Origin of the sequence: Olsenella sp. An188 (assembly GCF_002160255.1) — a bacterium.
Classification (GTDB): Bacteria; Actinomycetota; Coriobacteriia; order Coriobacteriales; family Atopobiaceae; genus Thermophilibacter; species Thermophilibacter avistercoris.
The window spans coordinates 51,164-70,572 of sequence record NZ_NFKF01000006.1; the positions used below are offsets into that span (position 1 = coordinate 51,164).

General features: G+C 68.4%; 19 protein-coding genes and 2 tRNA genes. 5 read left to right on the forward strand and 16 right to left on the reverse strand.

The genetic code is table 11. The annotated features are described in order from the left end of the window. Positions 1-135: 135 nt before the first annotated feature. The 10 genes from B5F23_RS07320 to B5F23_RS07365 all read right to left on the reverse strand — a co-directional run bounded on the left by B5F23_RS07320 (position 136) and on the right by B5F23_RS07365 (position 9,489). The gene (locus B5F23_RS07320; RefSeq protein ID WP_164484257.1) at positions 136-1,464 is read right to left on the reverse strand and encodes a sensor histidine kinase; all 1,329 of its coding nucleotides are present in this window, start codon (positions 1,462-1,464) and stop codon (positions 136-138) included. Beyond that, positions 1,448-2,137 (reverse strand): response regulator transcription factor, encoded by a 690-nt coding sequence (locus tag B5F23_RS07325; RefSeq protein WP_087353249.1) that lies wholly within the window; start codon positions 2,135-2,137, stop codon positions 1,448-1,450. Before B5F23_RS07325 ends, B5F23_RS07320 begins: the two co-directional genes overlap by 17 nt. After that, complete coding sequence (locus tag B5F23_RS09880) at positions 2,130-2,888, reverse strand: hypothetical protein (RefSeq protein ID WP_087353251.1); 759 nt, start codon at positions 2,886-2,888, stop codon at positions 2,130-2,132. Before B5F23_RS09880 ends, B5F23_RS07325 begins: the two co-directional genes overlap by 8 nt. Before the next feature lie 152 nt (positions 2,889-3,040). Continuing rightward, positions 3,041-4,270: an argininosuccinate synthase gene (locus tag B5F23_RS07335; protein WP_087353253.1), complete on the reverse strand. Its 1,230-nt coding sequence runs from the start codon at positions 4,268-4,270 to the stop codon at positions 3,041-3,043. Positions 4,271-4,643: 373 nt separating this feature from the next. Continuing rightward, positions 4,644-5,285, reverse strand: coding sequence for a deoxyribose-phosphate aldolase (gene deoC, locus B5F23_RS07340; RefSeq protein WP_087353255.1), 642 nt, complete (start codon positions 5,283-5,285; stop codon positions 4,644-4,646). Then, positions 5,282-6,241 carry a transketolase family protein gene (locus tag B5F23_RS07345; protein ID WP_087353257.1) on the reverse strand — a complete coding sequence of 320 codons (960 nt, stop codon included), beginning with the start codon at positions 6,239-6,241 and terminating at the stop codon, positions 5,282-5,284. The genes deoC and B5F23_RS07345 overlap by 4 nt, the downstream gene beginning before the upstream one ends. Continuing rightward, a complete protein-coding gene (locus B5F23_RS07350; protein ID WP_087353259.1) occupies positions 6,241-7,095 on the reverse strand; it encodes a transketolase in 855 nt (284 codons plus the stop codon). Before B5F23_RS07350 ends, B5F23_RS07345 begins: the two co-directional genes overlap by 1 nt. Positions 7,096-7,196: 101 nt before the next feature. Then, positions 7,197-7,481, reverse strand: coding sequence for a PTS sugar transporter subunit IIB (locus B5F23_RS07355; RefSeq protein ID WP_087353261.1), 285 nt, complete (start codon positions 7,479-7,481; stop codon positions 7,197-7,199). A 45-nt stretch (positions 7,482-7,526) separates the two neighbouring features. After that, positions 7,527-8,942, reverse strand: a complete 1,416-nt coding sequence (locus B5F23_RS07360; protein ID WP_087353263.1) for a PTS ascorbate transporter subunit IIC — start codon at positions 8,940-8,942, stop codon at positions 7,527-7,529. Positions 8,943-9,036: 94 nt separating this feature from the next. Continuing rightward, positions 9,037-9,489 carry a PTS sugar transporter subunit IIA gene (locus tag B5F23_RS07365; RefSeq protein ID WP_164484258.1) on the reverse strand — a complete coding sequence of 151 codons (453 nt, stop codon included), beginning with the start codon at positions 9,487-9,489 and terminating at the stop codon, positions 9,037-9,039. A 200-nt stretch (positions 9,490-9,689) separates the two neighbouring features. Here B5F23_RS07365 and B5F23_RS07370 point away from each other — a divergent pair, with 200 nt between their 5' ends. After that, positions 9,690-10,484 (forward strand): DeoR/GlpR family DNA-binding transcription regulator, encoded by a 795-nt coding sequence (locus tag B5F23_RS07370; protein ID WP_087353266.1) that lies wholly within the window; start codon positions 9,690-9,692, stop codon positions 10,482-10,484. Positions 10,485-10,526: 42 nt separating this feature from the next. Here the strand turns inward: B5F23_RS07370 and B5F23_RS07375 are convergent, their stop codons facing one another. The 4 genes from B5F23_RS07375 to B5F23_RS07390 form a co-directional block, all read right to left on the reverse strand. After that, a complete protein-coding gene (locus B5F23_RS07375) occupies positions 10,527-11,198 on the reverse strand; it encodes a transaldolase family protein (RefSeq protein WP_087353268.1) in 672 nt (223 codons plus the stop codon). 403 nt (positions 11,199-11,601) lie between these two features. Continuing rightward, positions 11,602-11,677, reverse strand: a tRNA-Lys gene (locus B5F23_RS07380). A gap of 28 nt (positions 11,678-11,705) precedes the next feature. Continuing rightward, positions 11,706-12,986, reverse strand: a complete 1,281-nt coding sequence (locus tag B5F23_RS07385) for an aminopeptidase (protein WP_087353270.1) — start codon at positions 12,984-12,986, stop codon at positions 11,706-11,708. 51 nt (positions 12,987-13,037) lie between these two features. Then, positions 13,038-13,112: transfer RNA gene (locus tag B5F23_RS07390), tRNA-Gly, on the reverse strand. 226 nt (positions 13,113-13,338) lie between these two features. On the opposite strand from B5F23_RS07390, the gene B5F23_RS07395 reads away from it, so the two are divergent. The 3 genes from B5F23_RS07395 (at position 13,339) to B5F23_RS07400 (ending at position 15,164) form a co-directional block, all read left to right on the forward strand. Then, entirely contained in the window at positions 13,339-13,932 is a 594-nt protein-coding gene (locus B5F23_RS07395; protein ID WP_087353272.1) for a type IV toxin-antitoxin system AbiEi family antitoxin domain-containing protein, read from the forward strand. 124 nt (positions 13,933-14,056) lie between these two features. Further along, positions 14,057-14,179, forward strand: coding sequence for a hypothetical protein (locus B5F23_RS10045; RefSeq protein ID WP_275083208.1), 123 nt, complete (start codon positions 14,057-14,059; stop codon positions 14,177-14,179). A gap of 142 nt (positions 14,180-14,321) precedes the next feature. Continuing rightward, positions 14,322-15,164, forward strand: a complete 843-nt coding sequence (locus tag B5F23_RS07400; RefSeq protein WP_158096143.1) for a LysR family transcriptional regulator — start codon at positions 14,322-14,324, stop codon at positions 15,162-15,164. Positions 15,165-15,169: 5 nt separating this feature from the next. Here the strand turns inward: B5F23_RS07400 and B5F23_RS07405 are convergent, their stop codons facing one another. Beyond that, entirely contained in the window at positions 15,170-16,030 is an 861-nt protein-coding gene (locus B5F23_RS07405) for an aldo/keto reductase (RefSeq protein WP_087353276.1), read from the reverse strand. A 181-nt stretch (positions 16,031-16,211) separates the two neighbouring features. Between B5F23_RS07405 and B5F23_RS07410 the strand changes: the two genes are divergently transcribed. Then, a complete protein-coding gene (locus B5F23_RS07410) occupies positions 16,212-16,748 on the forward strand; it encodes a biotin transporter BioY (protein ID WP_087353278.1) in 537 nt (178 codons plus the stop codon). Positions 16,749-17,212: 464 nt separating this feature from the next. On the opposite strand, the gene B5F23_RS07415 is transcribed toward B5F23_RS07410, so the two are convergent. Continuing rightward, positions 17,213-19,375 carry a M28 family peptidase gene (locus B5F23_RS07415; protein WP_087353279.1) on the reverse strand — a complete coding sequence of 721 codons (2,163 nt, stop codon included), beginning with the start codon at positions 19,373-19,375 and terminating at the stop codon, positions 17,213-17,215. Positions 19,376-19,409: the final 34 nt, after the last annotated feature.

The following is a 19,409-nucleotide window of genomic DNA, read 5'->3' on the forward strand; positions in this document are numbered from 1 at the left end:
TGGGGCCACATTAGAGGGACCCGCGGGAAATTAATCCACATTTCAGGGCGCTCAGAAAACAGCCAACTGGCCTTTTGCTCGATTCACAAAACCAAATGTGGATTAATTTCCCGTCACCGGGCGGCGCGCCTCCGCTCAGCGTCGCGGAATCCGCACGGTGAAGCGCGTGCCCACGCCCTCGTGCGAGACGAGGTCGATCGTGCCGCCGTGCTCTTCCACGATCCAGCGCGCTATGGCCAGCCCCAGGCCCGTCCCCTCCTTGGACGCGTCGCGCGCGGCGTCGGCGCGCCAGAAGCGCTCGAAGACGTGGGTGGCCTCCTCGGGTGACATGCCCATCCCCTCGTCGCGCACAGAGTAGGAGACGGAGTCGGCATCTGCCGCCACGTCCAGCAAGATCCTCGTGCCCGTCGCCGAGTAGCGCGCCGCGTTCTGCACGATCACGCGCGCGGACTGCTTGACCATCGACGCGTCACAGGTCACGACGAAGCGCTCGTCGCTCGCGGCGTTGGTCGAGAAGCCCAGCTCGTAGGCGTGGTCGGCGTCGATCATGGCCGACTCGCCCGCCACCTCGCTCACCAGCGCGGCGAGGTTCACGGGCGCGAGCTCGAGCGTGTTGCGCCCCGAGTCCCCGCGCGCGAGAAACAGCAGCTGCTCCACCAGCTCCTGCATGTGCGCGCCCTCGGCCTTGAGCGCGGCGATGGACTCCTCCAGGACCGCTCGGTCGTCCTTGCCCCAGCGGTCGAGCATGTTCACGTAGCCCTGGATGACCGCGATCGGCGTGCGCAGCTCGTGGCTCGCGTCGGAGACGAAGCGAATCTGCTGGAGCTTGGCCTCCTGCATCTGGCGCAGCAGCCCGTTGAGCGCCACCTCGATGCTCGCCAGGTCGTCGACGCCGGTCTTTACCTGCGGCGAGTCGACCGACGCCCGCTCGATGGCCTGCTCGAGGCTCTCGATCTTGCTCGCGTCCATGATGTCCTTGGACCCGAGCGCCTCCGCGCTCAGGGCGAGCGCGTTCAGGGGCTGCAGCCTGCGCCGGATTCGTCGGACGTCCGAGAAGATGCCCAGCAGGCTCAGCAGCTCGACGGCAAGAAGGGCGGCGCCCGCGGGCCACAGGGAGATGAGGTCAGAGCCGGGCTCGAAGAAGAACCAGTCGCCCGCCGGGGTCGGACCCGTCTTGACGGCGAGCGTCAGCGCATCGAGCCCGCTGCGGTCCGTGCTGAAGAAGAGCTCGCAGGTCACGTGGTCAGCTGGGATGATGCCGTAGGCGAGCGCGTCGGCCGGGAGGTCCCGGGCGTACCCCACCCAGAGCGCGGCAAGCACGGCGAGAAGAGCGATCAGGTCCACGAGGACCCACCGCACGAGCCGCCTCCACCAGAAGCCGAGCGCGATTCTCCACGCAATCGAGGAGGAGCGCTTCTCGCCCGCCGCGAGCTGGGTGCTGGGAGGCTCAGCCTTCTCTGACAACGTAACCAACCCCTCGGACGGTGGTGATGAGCTTGACGCCAAAGCGGTCGTCGAGCTTGGCGCGCAGGTGGGCTATGTGCACGTCAACCACGTTGGTCTCCCCCACGTAGTCGTAGCCGAGGGCCTCCTGCGCGAGCTGGACCCGCGTGAGCACGCGCCCCGGGTGCTCCATGAGGGCGCGCAGGACCTCGAACTCGCGGTTGGTGAGCTCCACGGGCTCGTCGCGCACGGAGACCACGTGGCGCTCGGGGTCGAGCGTCACCCCGCAGGCGGCGAGAACGCCCGCGGCGTCGGGCTCGGACAGGGCGGCGGGGGCGTGCCTCTTGAGCGCCACCCGCACGCGGGCGAGAAGCTCCTCGATGGCAAAGGGCTTGGTCACGTAGTCGTCCGCGCCGGCGTCGAGGCCGGCGACCTTGTCCATCACCGCGTCGCGCGCCGTGAGCATGATGACGGGGACGTCCTTCTCGCGCCGGATGCGCCGCAGGACCTCCATGCCGTTGAGCTGGGGCAGCAGGATGTCCAGGAGGACGAGGTCGAAGTCCACGTCCAGCGCCCGGTCCACGGCCGAGCGCCCGTCCGCGACCCACGTGACCTCGTAGCCCTCGTGCGCGAGCTCGAGCTCGACGAAGCGCGCAAGCTTCTCCTCGTCCTCGACGAGCAGGACCCTAGTCATGGCTCGGCTCCTCGGCGCCGCGCGCCTCGGGCTCGGGCTCCGGCGTCGCCGCCTTGTTGTCCGGCGAGAAGGACGCGGGCTCGTCGGCGGGCTCGGAGTCCGCACGCTCCTCCGCACGCGGCGCGGGCGCCGGGGTCGCCGGCCGCGGGGCGTAGGCCGGTGCGGGCGCCGGGGCAGGCGCGGGGGCCGTCGCGCGAGTCGCGGCGCGCGGCTCCTCCGCCTCCTCCGCCGGCCTCTCTATCCGACAGAAGAAGACCAGGTAGGCGAGGAAGAACACGGGAAGGATGAGCGCCATCCACCAGACGGGCTGGAACGGGCCCAGGTAGACGGCGCGCCCGGTCGAGGCCGACGAGAGCAGCAGCCACAGCACCTCGCCCAGCACGGTGGGCAGAAGCGGCAGCTGCACGGACTTCTCGCCGTTGCGGTAGGAGACCACCTTGCTGTCCATGCCGCGCCGCAGGAAGCGCCGGCACGCCGCCGCCATCCGCGAGAGCCAGCCCGCGGCCGCGCGCGGCCCCGACTGCGCCGAGCGTGCGTAGGCGTCCTGCGCCGCTCGCATCTCGCTCGAGACCCCCGCGCCCGGCGCGCCGGTCGACGCGCGCGCCGTCCCCGTCTGCGAGTAGCCACGCTCCTCCAGCCACACCAGGGCGTCCAGGACGTCGTCCCCGCAGGCGTCGAGTGCCGCCTTCGCGTCCGCGTAGCCCACGCCGGCCTTCTCGCGCACGGTCTCCACAAGCTCGATCTTCTCCATGGCAATCCCCTCTCTCGGTCGGTTGCCAGATCCGTCTCTGAGAACATGGTCCCAGGGCCAGATTAACCTCACCTTGAGAGGGGATTAACGTTTTCCCCAGCTTTGTCGGCCGGCGGGCCGGAAGGGATACGAAGGGACCGTCCCCTTGTCTCCTAGTGCACGGGCTGGAGGCCGGAGCCGGGGCCCTGGACCTTGGACCAGGTCTTGGACTGCAGGCCGTGGAGCTCGATGAAGCCGCGCGCCGCGCTGTGGTCGAAGGTGTCACCCTCGTCGTAGGTGGCCAGGTTGTAGTCGTAGAGGCTGTAGGGGCTGCGCACGCCGTCGACGAACAGGCCGCCCTTGCACAGGATGATGCGCACGTCACCGGTCACGAACTTCTGCGTGTAGGCGTTGTACGCGTCGATGGCGTTGCGGTTCTGGGAGAACCACAGGCCGCGGTAGACGGTCGAGGCCCACTCCACGTCCATCTTGGCCTTCTGCTTGAGGGTCTCGGCGTCGAGGCAGAGCTGCTCGAGCGTCTGGTGGGCCTGGATGAGCAGCAGCGCGGCCGGGCACTCGTAGCACTCGCGGCTCTTAATGCCCACGACGCGGTCCTCGATCATGTCGATGCGGCCGTAGCCGTTGCGGCCCGCGATCTCGTTGGCCTTGATGATGAGGCTGAGCAGGTCCATCTTCTCGCCGTTGATGGCGGTGGGGATGCCCCCCTCGAAGGAGATGACGACCTCCTCCGGCTCGGCCGGGCAGTCCTCGAGGTTGGCCGTCATCGTCCAGATGTCCGCGGGCGGCTTGTTCCAGGTGTCCTCGAGCACGCCGCACTCGATGGCGCGGCCCCAGAGGTTGTCGTCGATGGAGTAGGGCTTCTTCTTGGTGGTGGGCACGGGCACGCCGTTGTTCTCAGCCCACTCCATCTCGGAGTCGCGCGTGGTGAGGTCCCAGACGCGCACCGGCGCGATGATCTCCAGCTCGGGGTCGAGCGCGCGGATGCAGGTCTCAAAGCGCACCTGGTCGTTGCCCTTGCCCGTGCAGCCGTGCGCGATGTACTTGGCGCCGTACTGGTGTGCGATGTCCACGAGGTGCTTGGAGATCAGCGGGCGGGACAGGGCGGAGAGCAGCGGGTAGACGCCCTCGTACTTGCCGTTGGCCCAGATCGCCTTGGAGAGGATCTTCTCGGCGTACTCGGCGCGCATGTCGAGCGCCTCGGAGGCGATGGCACCCATGTCGAGCGCCTTCTGCTTGATCCAGGAGAGGTCCTTCTCGTCCTGGCCCACGTTGCCGCAGATGGCGATGACGTCGAGGTTCTTCTCGACCTGCAGCCACTTGACGATGACGGAGGTGTCCAGTCCGCCGGAGTACGCAAGAACGACCTTTTCCTTCTCAGCCATGGTGATTCCCTTCGGTTGGTTGGCTAGCAGCTTGACGTGCATACAAGAAAGCCCCGACGTCGCGGGGCGCTTGGAGCCGAGGCTGGCGATAAGAACCGGCAAGCTTGAAGCGACACGCGACATCTAGGGCGTGATTCGTCGGTTCTGGCGTCGGGAGGGGAGGAGGGCCGCAGCGGGCGTCTGCGCGCTGTGAACGTTCATAAACGTTGGCCTCCTCAAGTACGTTGAGCGGGCGCGGGCTATTGGCCCGCGGCTGTCTGACGAGGCTGACTATAGACCGCCGCGGCGGCGTGGTCCGGAATTGAATTCGAGTGGAAACAAAAAGGGCCGGACGCCGAGAAGGACGTCCGGCCCGAGGGCTGCGGGAGCGCGGCTATCCGGCCACGATGGCGATACCGCTGCTCGTGCCGATGCGGTCGGCACCGGCGTCGACCATGGCCTGGGCCTCGGCGGCGTTGTGGATGCCGCCGGACGCCTTGACCTTGCAGCGGTCCCCCACGGTCTTGCGCATGAGGGCCACGTCCTCGACGGTGGCGCCGCCGGTCGAGAAGCCCGTGGAGGTCTTCACGAAGGTGGCGCCCGCCTCGACGGAGAGCTCGCAGGCGCGCACGATCTGCTCCGGCGTGAGCAGGCAGGTCTCGAGGATCACCTTGACGCAGCGGCCGCGGGCGGCCTCCACGACGGCGGCGATGTCGGCGCAGACCGCGTCGTCCTCCCCGGCGAGCAGCCAGCCGACGTTGATGACCATGTCGAGCTCGTCGGCGCCGTCGGCGACGGCGCAGGTGGCCTCGGCCACCTTGCCGGCGGTGGACATGGCGCCGAGCGGGAACCCGATGACCGTGCAGACCTTGACCGGGCTGTCGGCAAGGCGCTCGGCGGCCGTGGCCACCCAGCACGAGTTCACGCAGACGGAGGCAAAGCCGTGCTCGGCGGCCTCGTCGCAGAGGCGCTCGACCTGCTCGCGCGTGGCGTTGGCCTTGAGGACGGTGTGGTCGATGATCGATGCGAGGCTCATGCGAGGCCTCCCTTGACCGAGGCCACGAGGTCGTCGGCGGTGAGGTGGAAGTCCTTCTGGAGCCACGCGGGGTCGCCCACCTGGCCGAAGCGCTCCTTCACGCCGTGACGGACGAGCTTGACGCCCGCACCGGCCTCGGCGAGCGTAGCGGCGACGGCGTCGCCCAGGCCGCCGATGACGCCGTGGTTCTCGAAGGTGACCACGAGCTTCTTGCCGGCCGCCTCGGAGAGCACGAGCTCCTCGTCGAGCGGCTTGACGCAGAACATGTCGACCACCGAGCAGGAGACGCCCTCGGCCTCGAGCGCCTCGGCGGCGTCGAGGGCCTCGCTCACGAGCTGGCCGCACGCAACGATCAGCACGTCGGAGCCCTGGCGCAGCAGGTTGCCCTTGCCGAACTCGAACGTGGAGCCCGGCTCGTAGACGTTGCGGACGTTCTTGCGGTTGGCGCGGATGTAGTGGATGCCCTCCATCTTGGCGTACTCGGCCACGATCCAGCGCATCTGGGTCTCGTCGGCCGGGTCGCAGACGATGGCGCCGGGGATGGTGCGCATGAGCGCCATGTCCTCCCACGTGGTGTGCGTGCCGCCGTTGATGCCCACGGCAAAGCCCGGGTCGGAGCCGAAGATGTTGAGCGTGTTGTGCGCGTAGGCGCCCGAGAGGAAGATCTGGTCGAAGACGCGGCGCGTGGAGAAGGGCCCGAAGGTGTGCGTGAAGGGGTGGTAGCCCTCGGAGGACATGCCGGCGGCCACGCCGATCATGTTGGCCTCCGCGATGCCGCACTGGATGAGGCGGCCCGGATACTTCTTGGCGATGTTGGTGAAGCGGCTCGCGCCGCCGAGGTCGGCCTCGAGCGCGACGACGCGCTCGTCGTCTGCCATGGCGAGCTCGATGGCGTCGACCATGACGTCGCGCAGCTCCATGCCCTTCTCGTCACGGTTCTTGGCAAGCGTGAACACTATGCCTCACTCCCCTCGATGTAGGCGGTCAGCTCGGCGATGGCGGCGTCGGCGGCCTCCTTGCAGGCCGGGTCGGAGAACTTGACCGAGTGGTTGCCCGCGTAGGTCTCGAAGAACGGGACGCCGGCGCCCTTGACGGTGTCCATGACGACGCAGGTGGCCGAGTCGGTGACGGCCTCGGCGGCGGCGAGCGCCTCGTCGAGGGCCTCGATGTCCTGGCCGTTCACCTGCTGGACCGCAAAGCCGAAGGCGCGCATCTTCTCTGCGATGTCGAAGGGGTTCATGACCTCCTCGCAGGTGCCGTCGAGCTGGCGCTTGTTCCAGTCGATGACCACGACGCAGTTGTTCAGCTTGTAGTGGGCGAGGTACTGGAAGGCCTCCCAGCACTGGCCCTCGTTGAGCTCGCCGTCTCCCACGATGAGGTAGACGCGGCTCTTGCTGCCCTTCATGCGCAGCGCGGTGGCGATGCCGGCCGCCGTGGACGTGCCCTGGCCGAGCGAGCCGGTCGTCATGTCGACGCCCGGGGTCTTGGTGCGGTCGGGGTGCGAGGGCAGGTTGGTGCCGCCCACGTTGAGGGTCAGCAGCATCTCGCGGTCAAAGAAACCGCTCTCCGCGAGGGCGGAGTACCAGCCGGGGCCGGCGTGGCCCTTGGAGAGCACCACGCGGTCGCGGTCCTCCCAGCGCGGGTTCTTGGGGTCGTAGTTGAGTCGGCGTCCGTACAGAACGCTCATGAGCTCCACGATGGACATGGAGCCGCCGAGATGGCCGGATCCGGCCTTCTCCAGCATGACGAGGATGTCGCGGCGAATCTTTGCGGACAGCAGCTTGAGTCCGGAAAGCTCCTCAGGCGTCATTGAGCGATCCTCCCTTTCCTTGTCGTTTGCAGCAGGTCACGTGCTCGACACACAAGGGGAGCCCGAACGCAGGCGAACGGGCTCCCCAAGCAGGTCAGATCTTACAGACCGAACTTCTCGCGCAGCTTGCCCTCGAGCTCGTTCTTGTCGACGATGTTCTGGAGCACCACGACGTCCTCGGAGGGAACGTCCTTGATGAAGTCGGCGAGGTCGCGGCCGATGACGAAGAGGTCAGCGGCGCCGGGGTGAACATCGGAGGTGGTGGAGTGAACGACCTCCACGCCGTCGACGCCCATCTTCTTGAGGACGTCCTGGATGTTCATCTCGACCATGAGGCTCGAGCCGAGGCCGGAGCCGCACGCGCACATGATCTTCCTGATTGCCATGTTCCTACTTCCTTTCTCGTGTGACGCCTGACGTCACAACCTAGGCTACTCCTTGGCCTTGGGCTTGGGAGCAACGATGTTGTAGATAATCGGCAGGAGGAAGCAAATGACGCAGACGGCGAACAGCGGCCAGCCCGGGATGGCCTGGGCGAGGTTGCCGAAGACGATGCCCATCCAGGAGAAGTCGGCGTCGGAGAACGTGGCGGAGGTGAAGCCGAGGGCCGTGAAGACCGGCATGCAGATGGCCGGCAGGAAGGTGATCAGCAGGCCGTGGGCGAAGGCGCCGGCGATGCAGCCCTTGAGGCCACCCTCGGCGTTGCCGAAGACGCCCGCGGAGGCGCCGCAGAAGAAGTGCGGGACGACGCCGGGGAGGATGAGGGCAACCGGGGTGATGTTGGCGTTGATGAGGGTCAGGATGACCAGGCCAACGATGCCGGCGACGAACGAGGTCAGGAAGCCGATGATGACCGCGTTAGGGGCGTACGGGAAGCACACCGGGCAGTCGATGGCGGGCTTGGCGCCGGGGACGAGCTTCTCGGCGATGCCCTTGAAGGCGGGGACGATCTCGCCGACGATCAGGCGGACGCCGGAGAGGATGATGTAGACGCCGCCGGCGAAGGACATGCCGGAGGTCAGCGACCACACGAGCCAGTTGGTCTGGGTCTCGGTGCCAACGTTGAGCAGCGTGTTGAGGTACTGGAACTGCGTCGGGTCCTCGGCGAGGAGGCCGCGGCCCACGGCGACGCCGGTGACGACCACGAAGATGACCATCATCGTGATGGAGATGGAGACGGTGGTGTCACGCAGGAAGATGAGGCGCTTCGGGAAGTTGATGTCCTCGGTGGACTTGCCGCCCTTGAAGAAGTGGCCGATCCAGCCGGCGAAGGCGTAGCCGATGCCGCCGAAGTGACCGAAGGCAATGCCGTCGGAGCCGGTGATCTTGCGGAAGGTGGGCTGGCAGTAGGCCGGGGAGAGGACCATGATGAGGCCGAGCAGGCAGCCGCCGGCAACGTAGAGGGTCCAGCCCTCGAGGCCGCCGATGGAGAGGACGACGGCGAACATGCACGCCATGTAGAGCGTGTGGTGGCCGGTCAGGAAGATGTACGGCATGCGGGAGAAGCGCGCCAGCACGATGTTGAGGATCATGCCGATGCACATGATGAGGGCCGAGGCCTGGCCGAAGTCGTTCAGGGCCATGGACACGACGGCCTCGTTGTTGGGAACGACGCCCTGCATGTCAAAGGCGTAGTTGAAGACCTCGCCGAAGGCCAGCAGCGAGCCGGACTGCAGGAAGCTGGAGCCCGCCTCAAGAACGAGGAAGCCGACGATGGTCTTGACGGTGCCGGTGACGATGTCCTCGATCGGCTTGCCCTGGAGGGCGAGGCCGACGAGCGAGAGAAGACCGACGAGGATGGCCGGGGTGGACAGGATGTTGACGATAAAGTCGAGAACTGCCTCCATCTTCTCTACCTCACTTTCCTTTTCTAGTGCCTGTTATACATGCCGTCTGCCGGCGGCCTCTCCCCGCCGCCGGCCTGAAAGCCAAATCTGTGCCCTACTCCTCGGGCGCGGTGAAGTAGTCGTAGATCTCGTCGGCCGAAGGGGCCTCGGCGATCTTGGTGATGTTGTCCGGGTCGCAGAACATGGTCGCGAGGCGACGCATGACCTCGATGTGGCCGTCGGCGTCGGTCGCGGCGAGGGTCACCAGGACGCGCACGTCCGGGCCCTCCTCCTTGAAGCGGACGGGCTCGCGCAGGACCGTCACCGCGAGCTGACGCTTGAGGACGCCCTGGTCGGGGCGGGCGTGCAGGAGCGCCAGGTCCGGGCAGATCACGAAGTAGGGGCCGAACTCCTTGGCGTTGGAGATGATGCCGTCGATGTAGCGGCTCTCGACGTAGCCCTGGTCCACGAGCGGCTGGACGGCCACGTGGACGGACTCCTCCCAGGAGTCCACCTTCTCGACGATCTGGACGTTCTCGCGCTTGAGCATGGATGCCATACCGGCCATGAAGCGCCCCCTTCCACTCTTGACTCAGACCCTACCTACTATAGCGTTCTTTTTCCTGATTTTTCCTGTTTTGTTCACAACACGTCCAAATTCGGCGAGTGGTCTTTTGGGGAGCGCCGGCGCGCCTTCAGCCACGTCGCCACCAATTGCCGTATCCTGATAAGTTGCTGACGAAGTTGTACGAAAGGCGTGGACACAGGGTGTTTCCCAAGCAGCGACGCGAGAAGATCCTCGAGATCCTCGACTCGGCCGGTCACGTGACCGTCGAGGAGCTCTCCGTCCTGTTTGGCGTGAGCCTCGACAGCATCCGCAAGGACCTCAAGGCCCTCGCCGACGCCGGGAAGTGCCGCCGCGAGTACGGCGGGGCCTTCCGCGTGGGCGAGCCGTCGCGCCCGGCGACGCCCGTCCCGGCGGAGTCCCCCGCCCTGGCCAACCTCAACGACGACACGCTGCTCGGCAACGAGAACCGCATGGCGGTCGCGCGGCGCGCCTACATGGAGATCAACGACGGCGACACCATTTTCCTGGACATCTCGCGCACCAACCTCTGCCTGGCCGACATCATCGCGGCCGGCGACAAGCGCCTCGTGGTGACGACCAACATGATCGAGATCCCCAAGCGGCTTGCCGGGAACCCGCACGTCACTGCCCTCTCCACCGGCGGCTACCTCAACGCCCAGCTCACCGGCTTCATCGGCTCGGCCACGATCAGCCTGCTCGAGCCGCTCCTCTTTGCCAAGGCCTTCATCGGCGCCGAGGGCGTCGACCTGCAGACGAGCGCCGTGCTCGCCTACAACATGGACGACGGTTCGGTCAAGCAGCGGGCGCTACAGAACGCCTCGTACAAGTTCCTGCTCGCCGACCGCTCGAAGTTCAGGATCCACAAGGGTTACCGCTTTGCCTCGGTGAACGACTTCACCGCCGTCATCACCGACGAGACGAACCCCGACATCCTGCGCGCGATCGTGAGGACGGGTACCCCCGCCCTCTGCTAGGCGGCGCCGGACCCGCGTCGCACCCGCGGGCCCGGCCGCACCCTATCTCTCGAAGAGCTGGTCGCGTCCGTACGCGGAGCGCCAGCCCGCGCTGAACTCCTCGACCGCGCGCTCGGTCCCGGGGTGCTCCACCATGAGGGAAAGGATGTTGGGCGGGAGCGTGAGCGCGTGGATGCCCGCGCGGATGAGCTCGTGGACCTCCTCGACGTTGTGGAACGAGGCGCCCATGACCCGGGCGTCCAGCCCGTTGACCGTGACCATGTCGATGAGGTCGATCACGCGGCCCACGCCGTCGCCGTAGTTGCACATGCGGTTGACGTAGGGCGCCAGGTAGTCGGCCCCGCTCATCGCGGCAAGGAACCCCTGCTCGGCGGAGTGGATGCCGGTGGCCAGCACGGAGAGCCCCTCGCGCTTGGCCTCCTTGATGGCGCGCAGGCCCGCGCGCGTCACGGGGATCTTGGCGTAGGTGTTCTCCGGGCGCAGGGCGCAGATGGCGCGCGCCTCCTCCATGATGCCCTCGAAGTCGGTCCGCACGACCTGGGCAAAGAACTTCTGGTCGGGGCGCAGGTAGCCCAGGATGTCGTCGATCGCACGCTCCGGGGACTTTCCGCTCTTGATGATGATCGAGGGGTTGGTGGTCACTCCGGACACCTCGAGCAGGGAGTCAAACTCCTTCACGGCCTCGAGGTCGGCGGAGTCAACGATGAGTTCCATGGTCTTCCTTTCGCCGCAGACGTCACGTCAAGCAGACTGTAACCGCTTTCGGGACGCGCGGCGGCCGGATTTCCTGATTTTTCCTGTTTTGGTCGGCGGGCGCGGGCGCGGGGTTCTTCTCGCCCGTTGAGCGGAGTGGGGCACGGCGCCATCCCCCCCTCTCGCCGAGTGCGCGAAATTCGAGGTTTCTCTCTTGGGCTGCGACCTCCGCCCCTGACCGCCAACTGGGCAAACGCCGAGTTTGTGTCGGTAAACTCAAAAAGTTGAGGCCGAATTTCGCGCACTCGATGGAGGTGTGGGGGATGGAGGCGCAGGAGCACGGCCAAAAGGGCACGGCGAGAAGAACCTCCCGCCGCACAAGAGGCCCCCGGCCGCGGGTCCGCTGCCGGGGGCGTGCGATCGGTGGTGCGCCGTCAGGGCTTCGAACCCTGGACCTTGGGATTAAAAGTCCCCTGCTCTACCAGCTGAGCTAACGGCGCGCGGTGACGATTCTACCACGGAGCGAGGCTACTCCCAGGCCCACTGGCCGTTCACGAAGACGGGGGTCTCCGTCCCGTCGGCCGAGATGCCAAAGACGTTGAGGTCGTCCGTGCCGATCATGAAGTCCACGTGCGTGGAGCTCTGGTTGACGCCACGGGCGAGAAGCTCCTCCTTGCCGAGGTTCACGCCCCCCTCGAGACACTCGGGGAACCCCATGCCCAGGGCCAGGTGGCAGCTCGCGTTCTCGTCGTAGAGGGTGCTGAAGAACAGCGTCTCGCTCTGGCGGATGGGCGTGTTCTTGGACACGAGCGCGACCTCGCCGAGGCGACGGGCGCCCTCGTCGGTCTCGATGATGTGGCGCAGGACCTCGCGGCCCTGCTCGGCGCCAAAGTCGACCACGCGGCCGCCCTCGAAGCGCAGCCAGAAGTTGCGCACGATCTGGCCGGAGCGCACGAGCGGCAGCGCGGAGTGAACCACGCCGTCGGCGCGCAGGCGGTCGGGGGAGGTGAAGACCTCCTCGGTGGGGATGTTGGGGAAGAAGGTCACGCCGTCCTGGGTGCGGCCCGCGCCGCCGTCCCAGACGTGCCCCTCGGGCAGGCCGACCGTGAGGTCGGTGCCGTTGTCGGACTCGTAGCGCAGCGCGTCGAAGCGCCGGGAGTTGAGGAAGCGCTTGGTCTTCTCGAAGGAGGCGTTGTGGGTCTCCCAGGAGCTCTCCGGGTCCTCGCCGTCGGCGCGGGAGACCTCGAGGACGAGGACCCACAGGCGGTAGAGGGCCTCGGCCGGCGAGAGGTCGGGGAAGACCTCGCTCGCCCAGGCCTGGACGGGCACGCCGGCGATGCACCAGACGTTGCGCCCGAAGTCCATGCCGTCGCGGAAGGAGCGGCACTCGGTGTTCCTGGCGCGCGCCGCGGCGGCCGGCTTGGCGGGGTCGACGTCCTTGAGCGCGGAGGGGTCCGACCCCTCCAGGAAAAGGAACGCCGCGCCGTCCTCGGCGAGGGAGTTGAGCTGCTCGACCTGCCAGCTGGGCGTGTGCTCGAAGAAGGAGAGGTCGCAGTTCTCGTACGTGAGGCGAGTGACCTGGTCGTCGGCCCAGATGACCGTGACGTGGCCCGCGCCGGCACGGTAGGCCGCGCGCACCACGCGACGGGCGAAGTCGGCGCTCTCGACGGGGGCCTGCAGCACGAGCTCCTGGCCGGGCCTGAGCGCGGCGCCCTTCCTCACGAGGAGGTTGGCGTAGAGGTCGATCTGGTCGGAGAGCGCCTCGGTGGCGCGGCGGCACTCCTCGTCGGTCATGGGGATGGGGGCCATGGTCGGCTCCTTTCGAGCACAAAAAAGGCCCCAGCGGGGCCTGGAGGTTCATGGAGCGGGCAACGGGACTCGAACCCGCGAATGTCAGCTTGGGAAGCTGATGCCTTACCACTTGGCGATGCCCGCGTGCGAGAGGATTCTACCACACGCCTCGCTCCAGGCTGAGCCATTACGCAAACCGCCTACATTTCTTCCAAGGGGCTTCGGTTCAAACGCCCGACAGGGTCTGATGCGACGCTGCGAGGCCATGGTGTTGCCTCGGTTCTTTCGACCCCAAGGCGCAAGTTCTTTTGAATTTCAAGCCCATTTGATATACGATTTGGGCTTGAATATAAGTAGCAGAGGAGGGGAAGTGACGCAGAGGGAACAGCTCGACAGGCTCGTTGACGAGGGAAACGGGTATCTCTCCTGCAAGGAGGCGGCGGACCGCGGGATCTCACCGCAGGTGGTCTCCCTCTACGCACACGAGAAGGGGCTCGTGCGCGAAGCTCGCGGGCTCTATCGGGACCCGGGAGCCTGGGAGGACCCCCTGTACACTTTCCAGTTCCGCTATCCCAAGCTCGTCTTCTCCCATGAGACGGCACTGTTCCTACTCGGGCTCTCCGAGCGGGAGCCGGTAGCGGTGAGCGCGACCCTCGCCACAGGCACGGGGTCGGCCGCCCTCGCACACGACGGCGTGAGGGTGTATAAGGTCAGGAGCGGCCTGTTTGAGCTCGGGCTCGGGGCGGCGGAGACCCCCTTCGGCCATCCCGTGCGGTGCTACAGCCGCGAGCGGACCCTCGTGGACCTCCTGCGCAGCCGGACGACGGTCGACCAGCAGGAGCTGCTCGCCGCCCTTAAGGGCTACGCGCGTTCGCGCCGGCGCGACACCCCCCTCCTCATGCGCTACGCACGTGCGTTCTCGGTCGATCGCCTGCTCGCCACCTACCTGGAGGTGCTCCTATGATCACAGGCTCACGTCAGCTCATGGATCACATCAAGAACCTCGTCGGCACCGACAGCGCAAAGGCCCAGGCGGCCATGCGCCTGTACGCCATGGAGCGGTTCCTCGACCGCCTTGCGCACTCGCCGTGGAAGAGAACCTCGCCGCGGCCGACGTCAGGCTCTCGCGCGCGGAGGTCGCCGCCATTGACAACGCCCTCGACCAGATCCCGACCTCGGAGGTCTTCGGTGGCACGCGCGTCGAGGGGTAACGCGGGCGCGCGCGGCCGCCTCCGGCGAGGAGAACGGCCGGGAGCTCCTGCGGTCTCCCGCGGGGGGCGCGTCCCCAGGTCCTTCTCGCCAAGCGCTAGACTGGTGGGTGTGACGCGGCGAGAAGAACCATCGGGGGCGCACATGGAGTTCGAGCAGCTCAGGCAACTTGACGCCATCGCCCGGACGGGCACCATCTCGGCCGCGGCGTCGGCGCTGCACACGTCCCAGCCCAGCGTGAGCCGCTCGATGCGCGCCCTCGAGCGCGAGCTGGGCTGCGAGCTCTTCGAGCGGACGCGCAACCACGCGGAGCTCAACGAGGCCGGGCGGCTCGCGCTGCGCCATGCCCGGGCCATCCTGGCCGAGGAGCGCCGCATGCGCGACGCCTTCAGCGAGATCACGCGCACGGGCCGCACCATCTTGATCTCCTCGGTGGCACCGGCGCCGGTGTGGCGCCTGACCGAGCGCGTGACCGAGTGCCTCCCCGGGACCATCCTCACCTCGGAGCTCGTCGACGACGAGCGCGAGGTCGAGCGGCGGCTCTTTGACCGCTCGGCCGACCTGGCCGTCACGCGGCGGCCGATGGGTCTGCCCAACGTCTCCTGCACGCCGCTCATGGTCGAGAACCTCTTCGTCTACGCGCCTGCCGACGACGAGCTGGCCGGGCGGACGAGCGTGAGCTTTGCCGAGCTGGACGGCCGCACGTTCCTCATGAACTCGGAGGTCGGCTTCTGGGGCGACATCGTGCGCGGCGCCATGCCAAACGCCCGCTTCATCGAGCAGAGGGACGCCACCGTGCTTTCGCAGATGATCCGCTCCTCCGACCTGCTCGGCTTCGTCACGGACGTCGCCGAGTGGAGGAACGGGGACGAGAGGCGCGTCCGCATCCCCATACAGGACGCGGACGCGCATGCGACGTTCTATGTCGTGGCGCTTCTCGACGCCCCGCGCGCCGTGCTCGACATCGTTGAGGAGCTCAGGCGCTGACCGCGCTACTGCGCGGCGATCTGGCCCTTCACCAGCTGCAGCAGGCCGCCAATGAGCTGTACGTCGCGGTGGTCGTAGCAGATGGAGCGGTCGCAGTCGAGCTCGGCGATCTTGGCCTTGTCCTCGTCCGTGAGCTCGAAGTCAAAGACGTCGAAGTTCTCCTCCATGCGCTCCCTGTGCGTGGACTTGGGGATCACGATGACGCCGAGGTCCATGAGGTAGCGCAGCGCCACCTGCCCCACCGACTTGCCGTGCCTCTCGCCGATCTGCGCGAGCAGCGGGTTGGAGAAGAACCCATTGGCACCCTCCGCGAACGGGCCCCAGGCCATGTGGGCCACGCCGAGGTTCTCCATGTTCTGGTGCGCGTAGTGCTGCTGCCAGAAGACGTGGGTCTCCACCTGGTTGACCATCGGGGCGACCTTGGCGAAGGTGCAGATGTCGAGCAGGCGCGTGGGGTCGAAGTTGGAGACGCCGATGGCGCGGACCAGTCCCTCCTCGTAGGCGCGCTCCATGTCGCGCCAGGCGGCGTGGTAGTCGTTGTAGGCCTGGTGGAGCAGCATCAGGTCGACGTGGTCGGTGCCGAGCAGCTCGAGCGAGCGCCTGATGGACTCGTAGGTCTTGCCCTCGCCGTAGTTGGACACCCACACCTTGCTCACGATGAAGAGCTCGTCGCGGTCGACGCCGCTGGCCTTGATGCCGGCGCCGACGCCGCGCTCGTTGCCGTAGGCCTGGGCGGTGTCGATCATGCGGTAGCCGCTGGCGATGGCGTCCTCGACGCAGCGCTCGGTCGTGGCGTCGTCGATCTGGAACACGCCGTAGCCGAGCATCGGCATCCTCACGCCGTTGGAGAGGGTCCTGTACTCCATGGTTGCCTCCTTGCACGTGGTTCTCTGACACCCCCATCGTCATGCCCGCCTGGCGAGAAGTACAATGCCCAGACCGCCTCCCGCTATGCACAGGGCGCATAGCGGGAGGCACGTGACGGGACGCGGGCGGCACGGCTGCGGCTACAATGGGGCCTCGGCAACTCGACTGCAGGGAGGGCGCATGACGGCACGGCAGGTAACGATGTGCGGGCTGGGCGTGGCGCTGCTCGCCGTGGCGTCCTCCGTCACGCTCGCCCTGGGCCCGGTGCCCTTCACCCTCCAGACGCTCGCGCTCGCCGTGCTGCCCGTCGCGCTCGGCGGGAGGGACGCCACGCTCGTTGTTGCGTGCTACCTCGTGCTCGGCGGGCTCGGCCTGCCCGTGTTCTCCGGCTTCGGGGGCGGCCCGGGCCACCTGCTCGGGCCCACGGGGGGCTTCCTCTGGGGCTTCCTCGTGGGGACCGCGGTCGCATGGGCGGTCCTTCGCGTCACCGCCATCCCCGAGCGGGCGCGCGAGGCCCTTGCCGTGACGTCCATGCTGCTCGTCTCCTACGCGCTCGGCACCGTGCAGCTCATGGCCCTCCTGGGGCTCGACGTGCCCTCCGCGCTCGCCGTGGCCGTGCTCCCCTTCGTCGTGCCCGACGCGCTCAAGCTCGCGGTTGGCGTGAGCGTGGGCCGGGCGGTGCGGCGCGCCGTGCCGACCCTCGGTGCGGCCCGCTGAGGCGCGCCGCGGCGTGTGGCGCCCGTGTGTTGATCTTTCCGCCCCCGGAAGGCGGCCGGACGGGCGTCCCGGGCGCCGCTGGTACCGGGAGCTGCGCCGTCCCGGGCCGATCGCAGGATCGTGGAAGAGAGCCGGAAGGTTCGCGTAAGCCTCGTGGAAGGTCGGCCGCGTAGCGTCTCCGTCATCGGACGCGAGAGACGGGAGGCGGCATGGGACACGGGGCGAGAAGGACCGGTGCGCGCGAGGGTGCGCGGCGAGGTCCGCGGGAGGCGCGGGCGGCGGGATGTGGCGTCGGTCGCTCGCCGAGGACGCGGCTCACGGGAGGCGACGTGCCACGCGGCGGGCGGCCCCCGGCGCTCGGTCACGCCGGTCGTGCCACCGCCTGGGCGTTGCGGCCCTGACGCAAGGGAGGGGCCCGCCGGCGGCGAGCCCCTCCCGATGACGCGTTTCCCCTGGCCGGACCCCTAGGACCGGCGAATCATCTCCGTGACGATCTCCGCCACCTGCGCGGCCTGGTCGCCGCTCACGTTCTCGGGAACGTCCTGCGGGGTGTGGGAGAGCGCGGGGAGGCCGTTGGCGTCGACGCCGCGGATCGTGACCGAGCGCAGCGACGAGCGCATGGCCTGCGTGGCGTCGGTGTCCTGCCACTCGCACGGACGCTGGTCGAGCTGGACGTGGAGGTCGGAGGCGGCGCCGAGCAGCAGGCGGGAGATGCGGCGGTCGGCGCGGCGGGTGCCGTGGAGCCCCTCGTTCTTGAGCAGCGAGAGCGACCCGGCGCCCACGCAGTCGAGGTTGACCACGAAGCAGCCGCGCACCTCGGAGCGGTGCTGCCGCAGGAAGGCGCGCATGCCCGCGTGGTCGAGCGAGGACGCGCCGAGCGCCACGAACCACACGTCGTGCGCGACGAGGGCGTCGTCCCCGAGGGACAGGACGGCCTCGCGAAGCTCCTCCTCGCTCGGGGCCTCCTCGTCCTCGACGAGCCTGAGTCCCGCGCGGGGCGCGGCGCCTCCGCGCCAGACGTCGTCGGAGTCTGAGTCGGGGTCGGCGCCGCCGAGCCAGCCGTCTCCGGCGTCGGAGGCCTCGGCTTTGGCCTGCCTGCGGAGCCTGCCGATGAGTCCGCTCAGCGGGTTCTTCTTCCCCTTGTCGGGATGGGGGCGCTCGGAGGAGATGGTGGCGATGGGCTCGGGCGCGGCGACGCCCTTTGCGGGTGCGAGCGGCTCCGGCGCCTGCTGGGCCGCAGGACGCGGCGTGGTCGGCGCCACGCGCGTGGCACCCGGGTCGTCCGCGAACGGGTCGGACTCGCTCTCGGAGGGATCCGGGAGGTCGAAGAGCGAGGCACGACGCGCGACGCTCGAGAGGGTCGGTCGGTAGCTCGACTTGCCCCACTCCGGGTCAGCCGGCGCCTCGGGGCGCGGCGTGGGCTGGGTGGGCTGCGTCGCGTCGGGGTCGAGCGCGTCGTCGAGGTTGGTGAGGCCGGAGGAGTCCTTCGGGCCCACGCCGCGGCCCTCCTCGTCCATGACGATCGAGAAGCGCCCCGTGGAGAGCAGGTCCTCGCGCGTCGCCTCGGTCGCGTCCGCGGGGGCCTCGGCGGGCTCGGCGGGCGCCAGGGGAGCCGTCTGGCCGGCAGGCGCGGGCGCCTCCGCGCTCGCGGCGGCGGGGGCCGGCGCGGCGGCGCGGGCAGCGGGCTCGACGTACTCTATCTCGCAGGACTCGGGCAGGATGCCGAGCTCGCGCAGGACCTCGGCGCCGCGACGCACCCCGAGCACCGGCTCAGGCTCGAGGCTCGCGGTGAGGTCCTCCTGCACGGGCGCCTCCTCGACGGGCTCGTCGAGGTCAGCAGCCTCGTCGGCGGCCTCGGGGTCGGCGGCCTCCTCGACCTCGGGACGCTCGCGGGGGACGAGGCCGCTCGGGCGCACGTTCTCGAGCACGCCGAGAAGGGCGGCGACCGAGGACTTGTTGTCGTTGGCGCCCTCGGTGCACGGGGCCGTGCGCTCGGCGATCGCCCCGACGGCCCCGAGGACGGCCGGGAGGGAGGCGACGATGCCCGCGATCCAGAACACGATGCGCGCGGGAGACGGGATGAAGCCGAGCAGCTGAACGAAGGCGCACAGGGCCACGGCGTAGGAGCACGGGACGCTGAGTCTGGCCGCGAGCGGCAGGTACGGCGCGAGCGGCGAGGAGACGAGGAAGTTCTCCCGCGGGGAGTCGTAGTGGGCCACGACCACGATGGGACGGTTGCCCTTGGTCACGAGCGGGCCGGTCGCGCGGTGGACCGCCACGACGTTCTGGCTCTGGGCGCTCGGGCCGACGGAGAGCGACACCTCACGCCCAAACATGCGCATCACGGCGAGGACGGCGGGGACGGCTGCGAGGAGCAGGCCCACGATGGTGAGCGGGAGCACCCCGACCCCGGAGACGATGACGCCCAGGAACATGGCAATGGAGATGACCGCGGGGACGACCCCGCCGAGCGAGGGCGCGGAGAAGTCCTCGACGTGGACCTCGACGTCGTGCTGCCCCATGAGGCGAGAGATGACCTCAGCGGCCTGGAGCTCCTCCTGGCTGTTGGCGGGCGAGATCCCGACCTTCTCGTTGAGGTAGTCCAGGTAGTCGTGTGTCATGGACATGCTGTGCATCCTTTTTACGAGTCTCGCGAGCGTG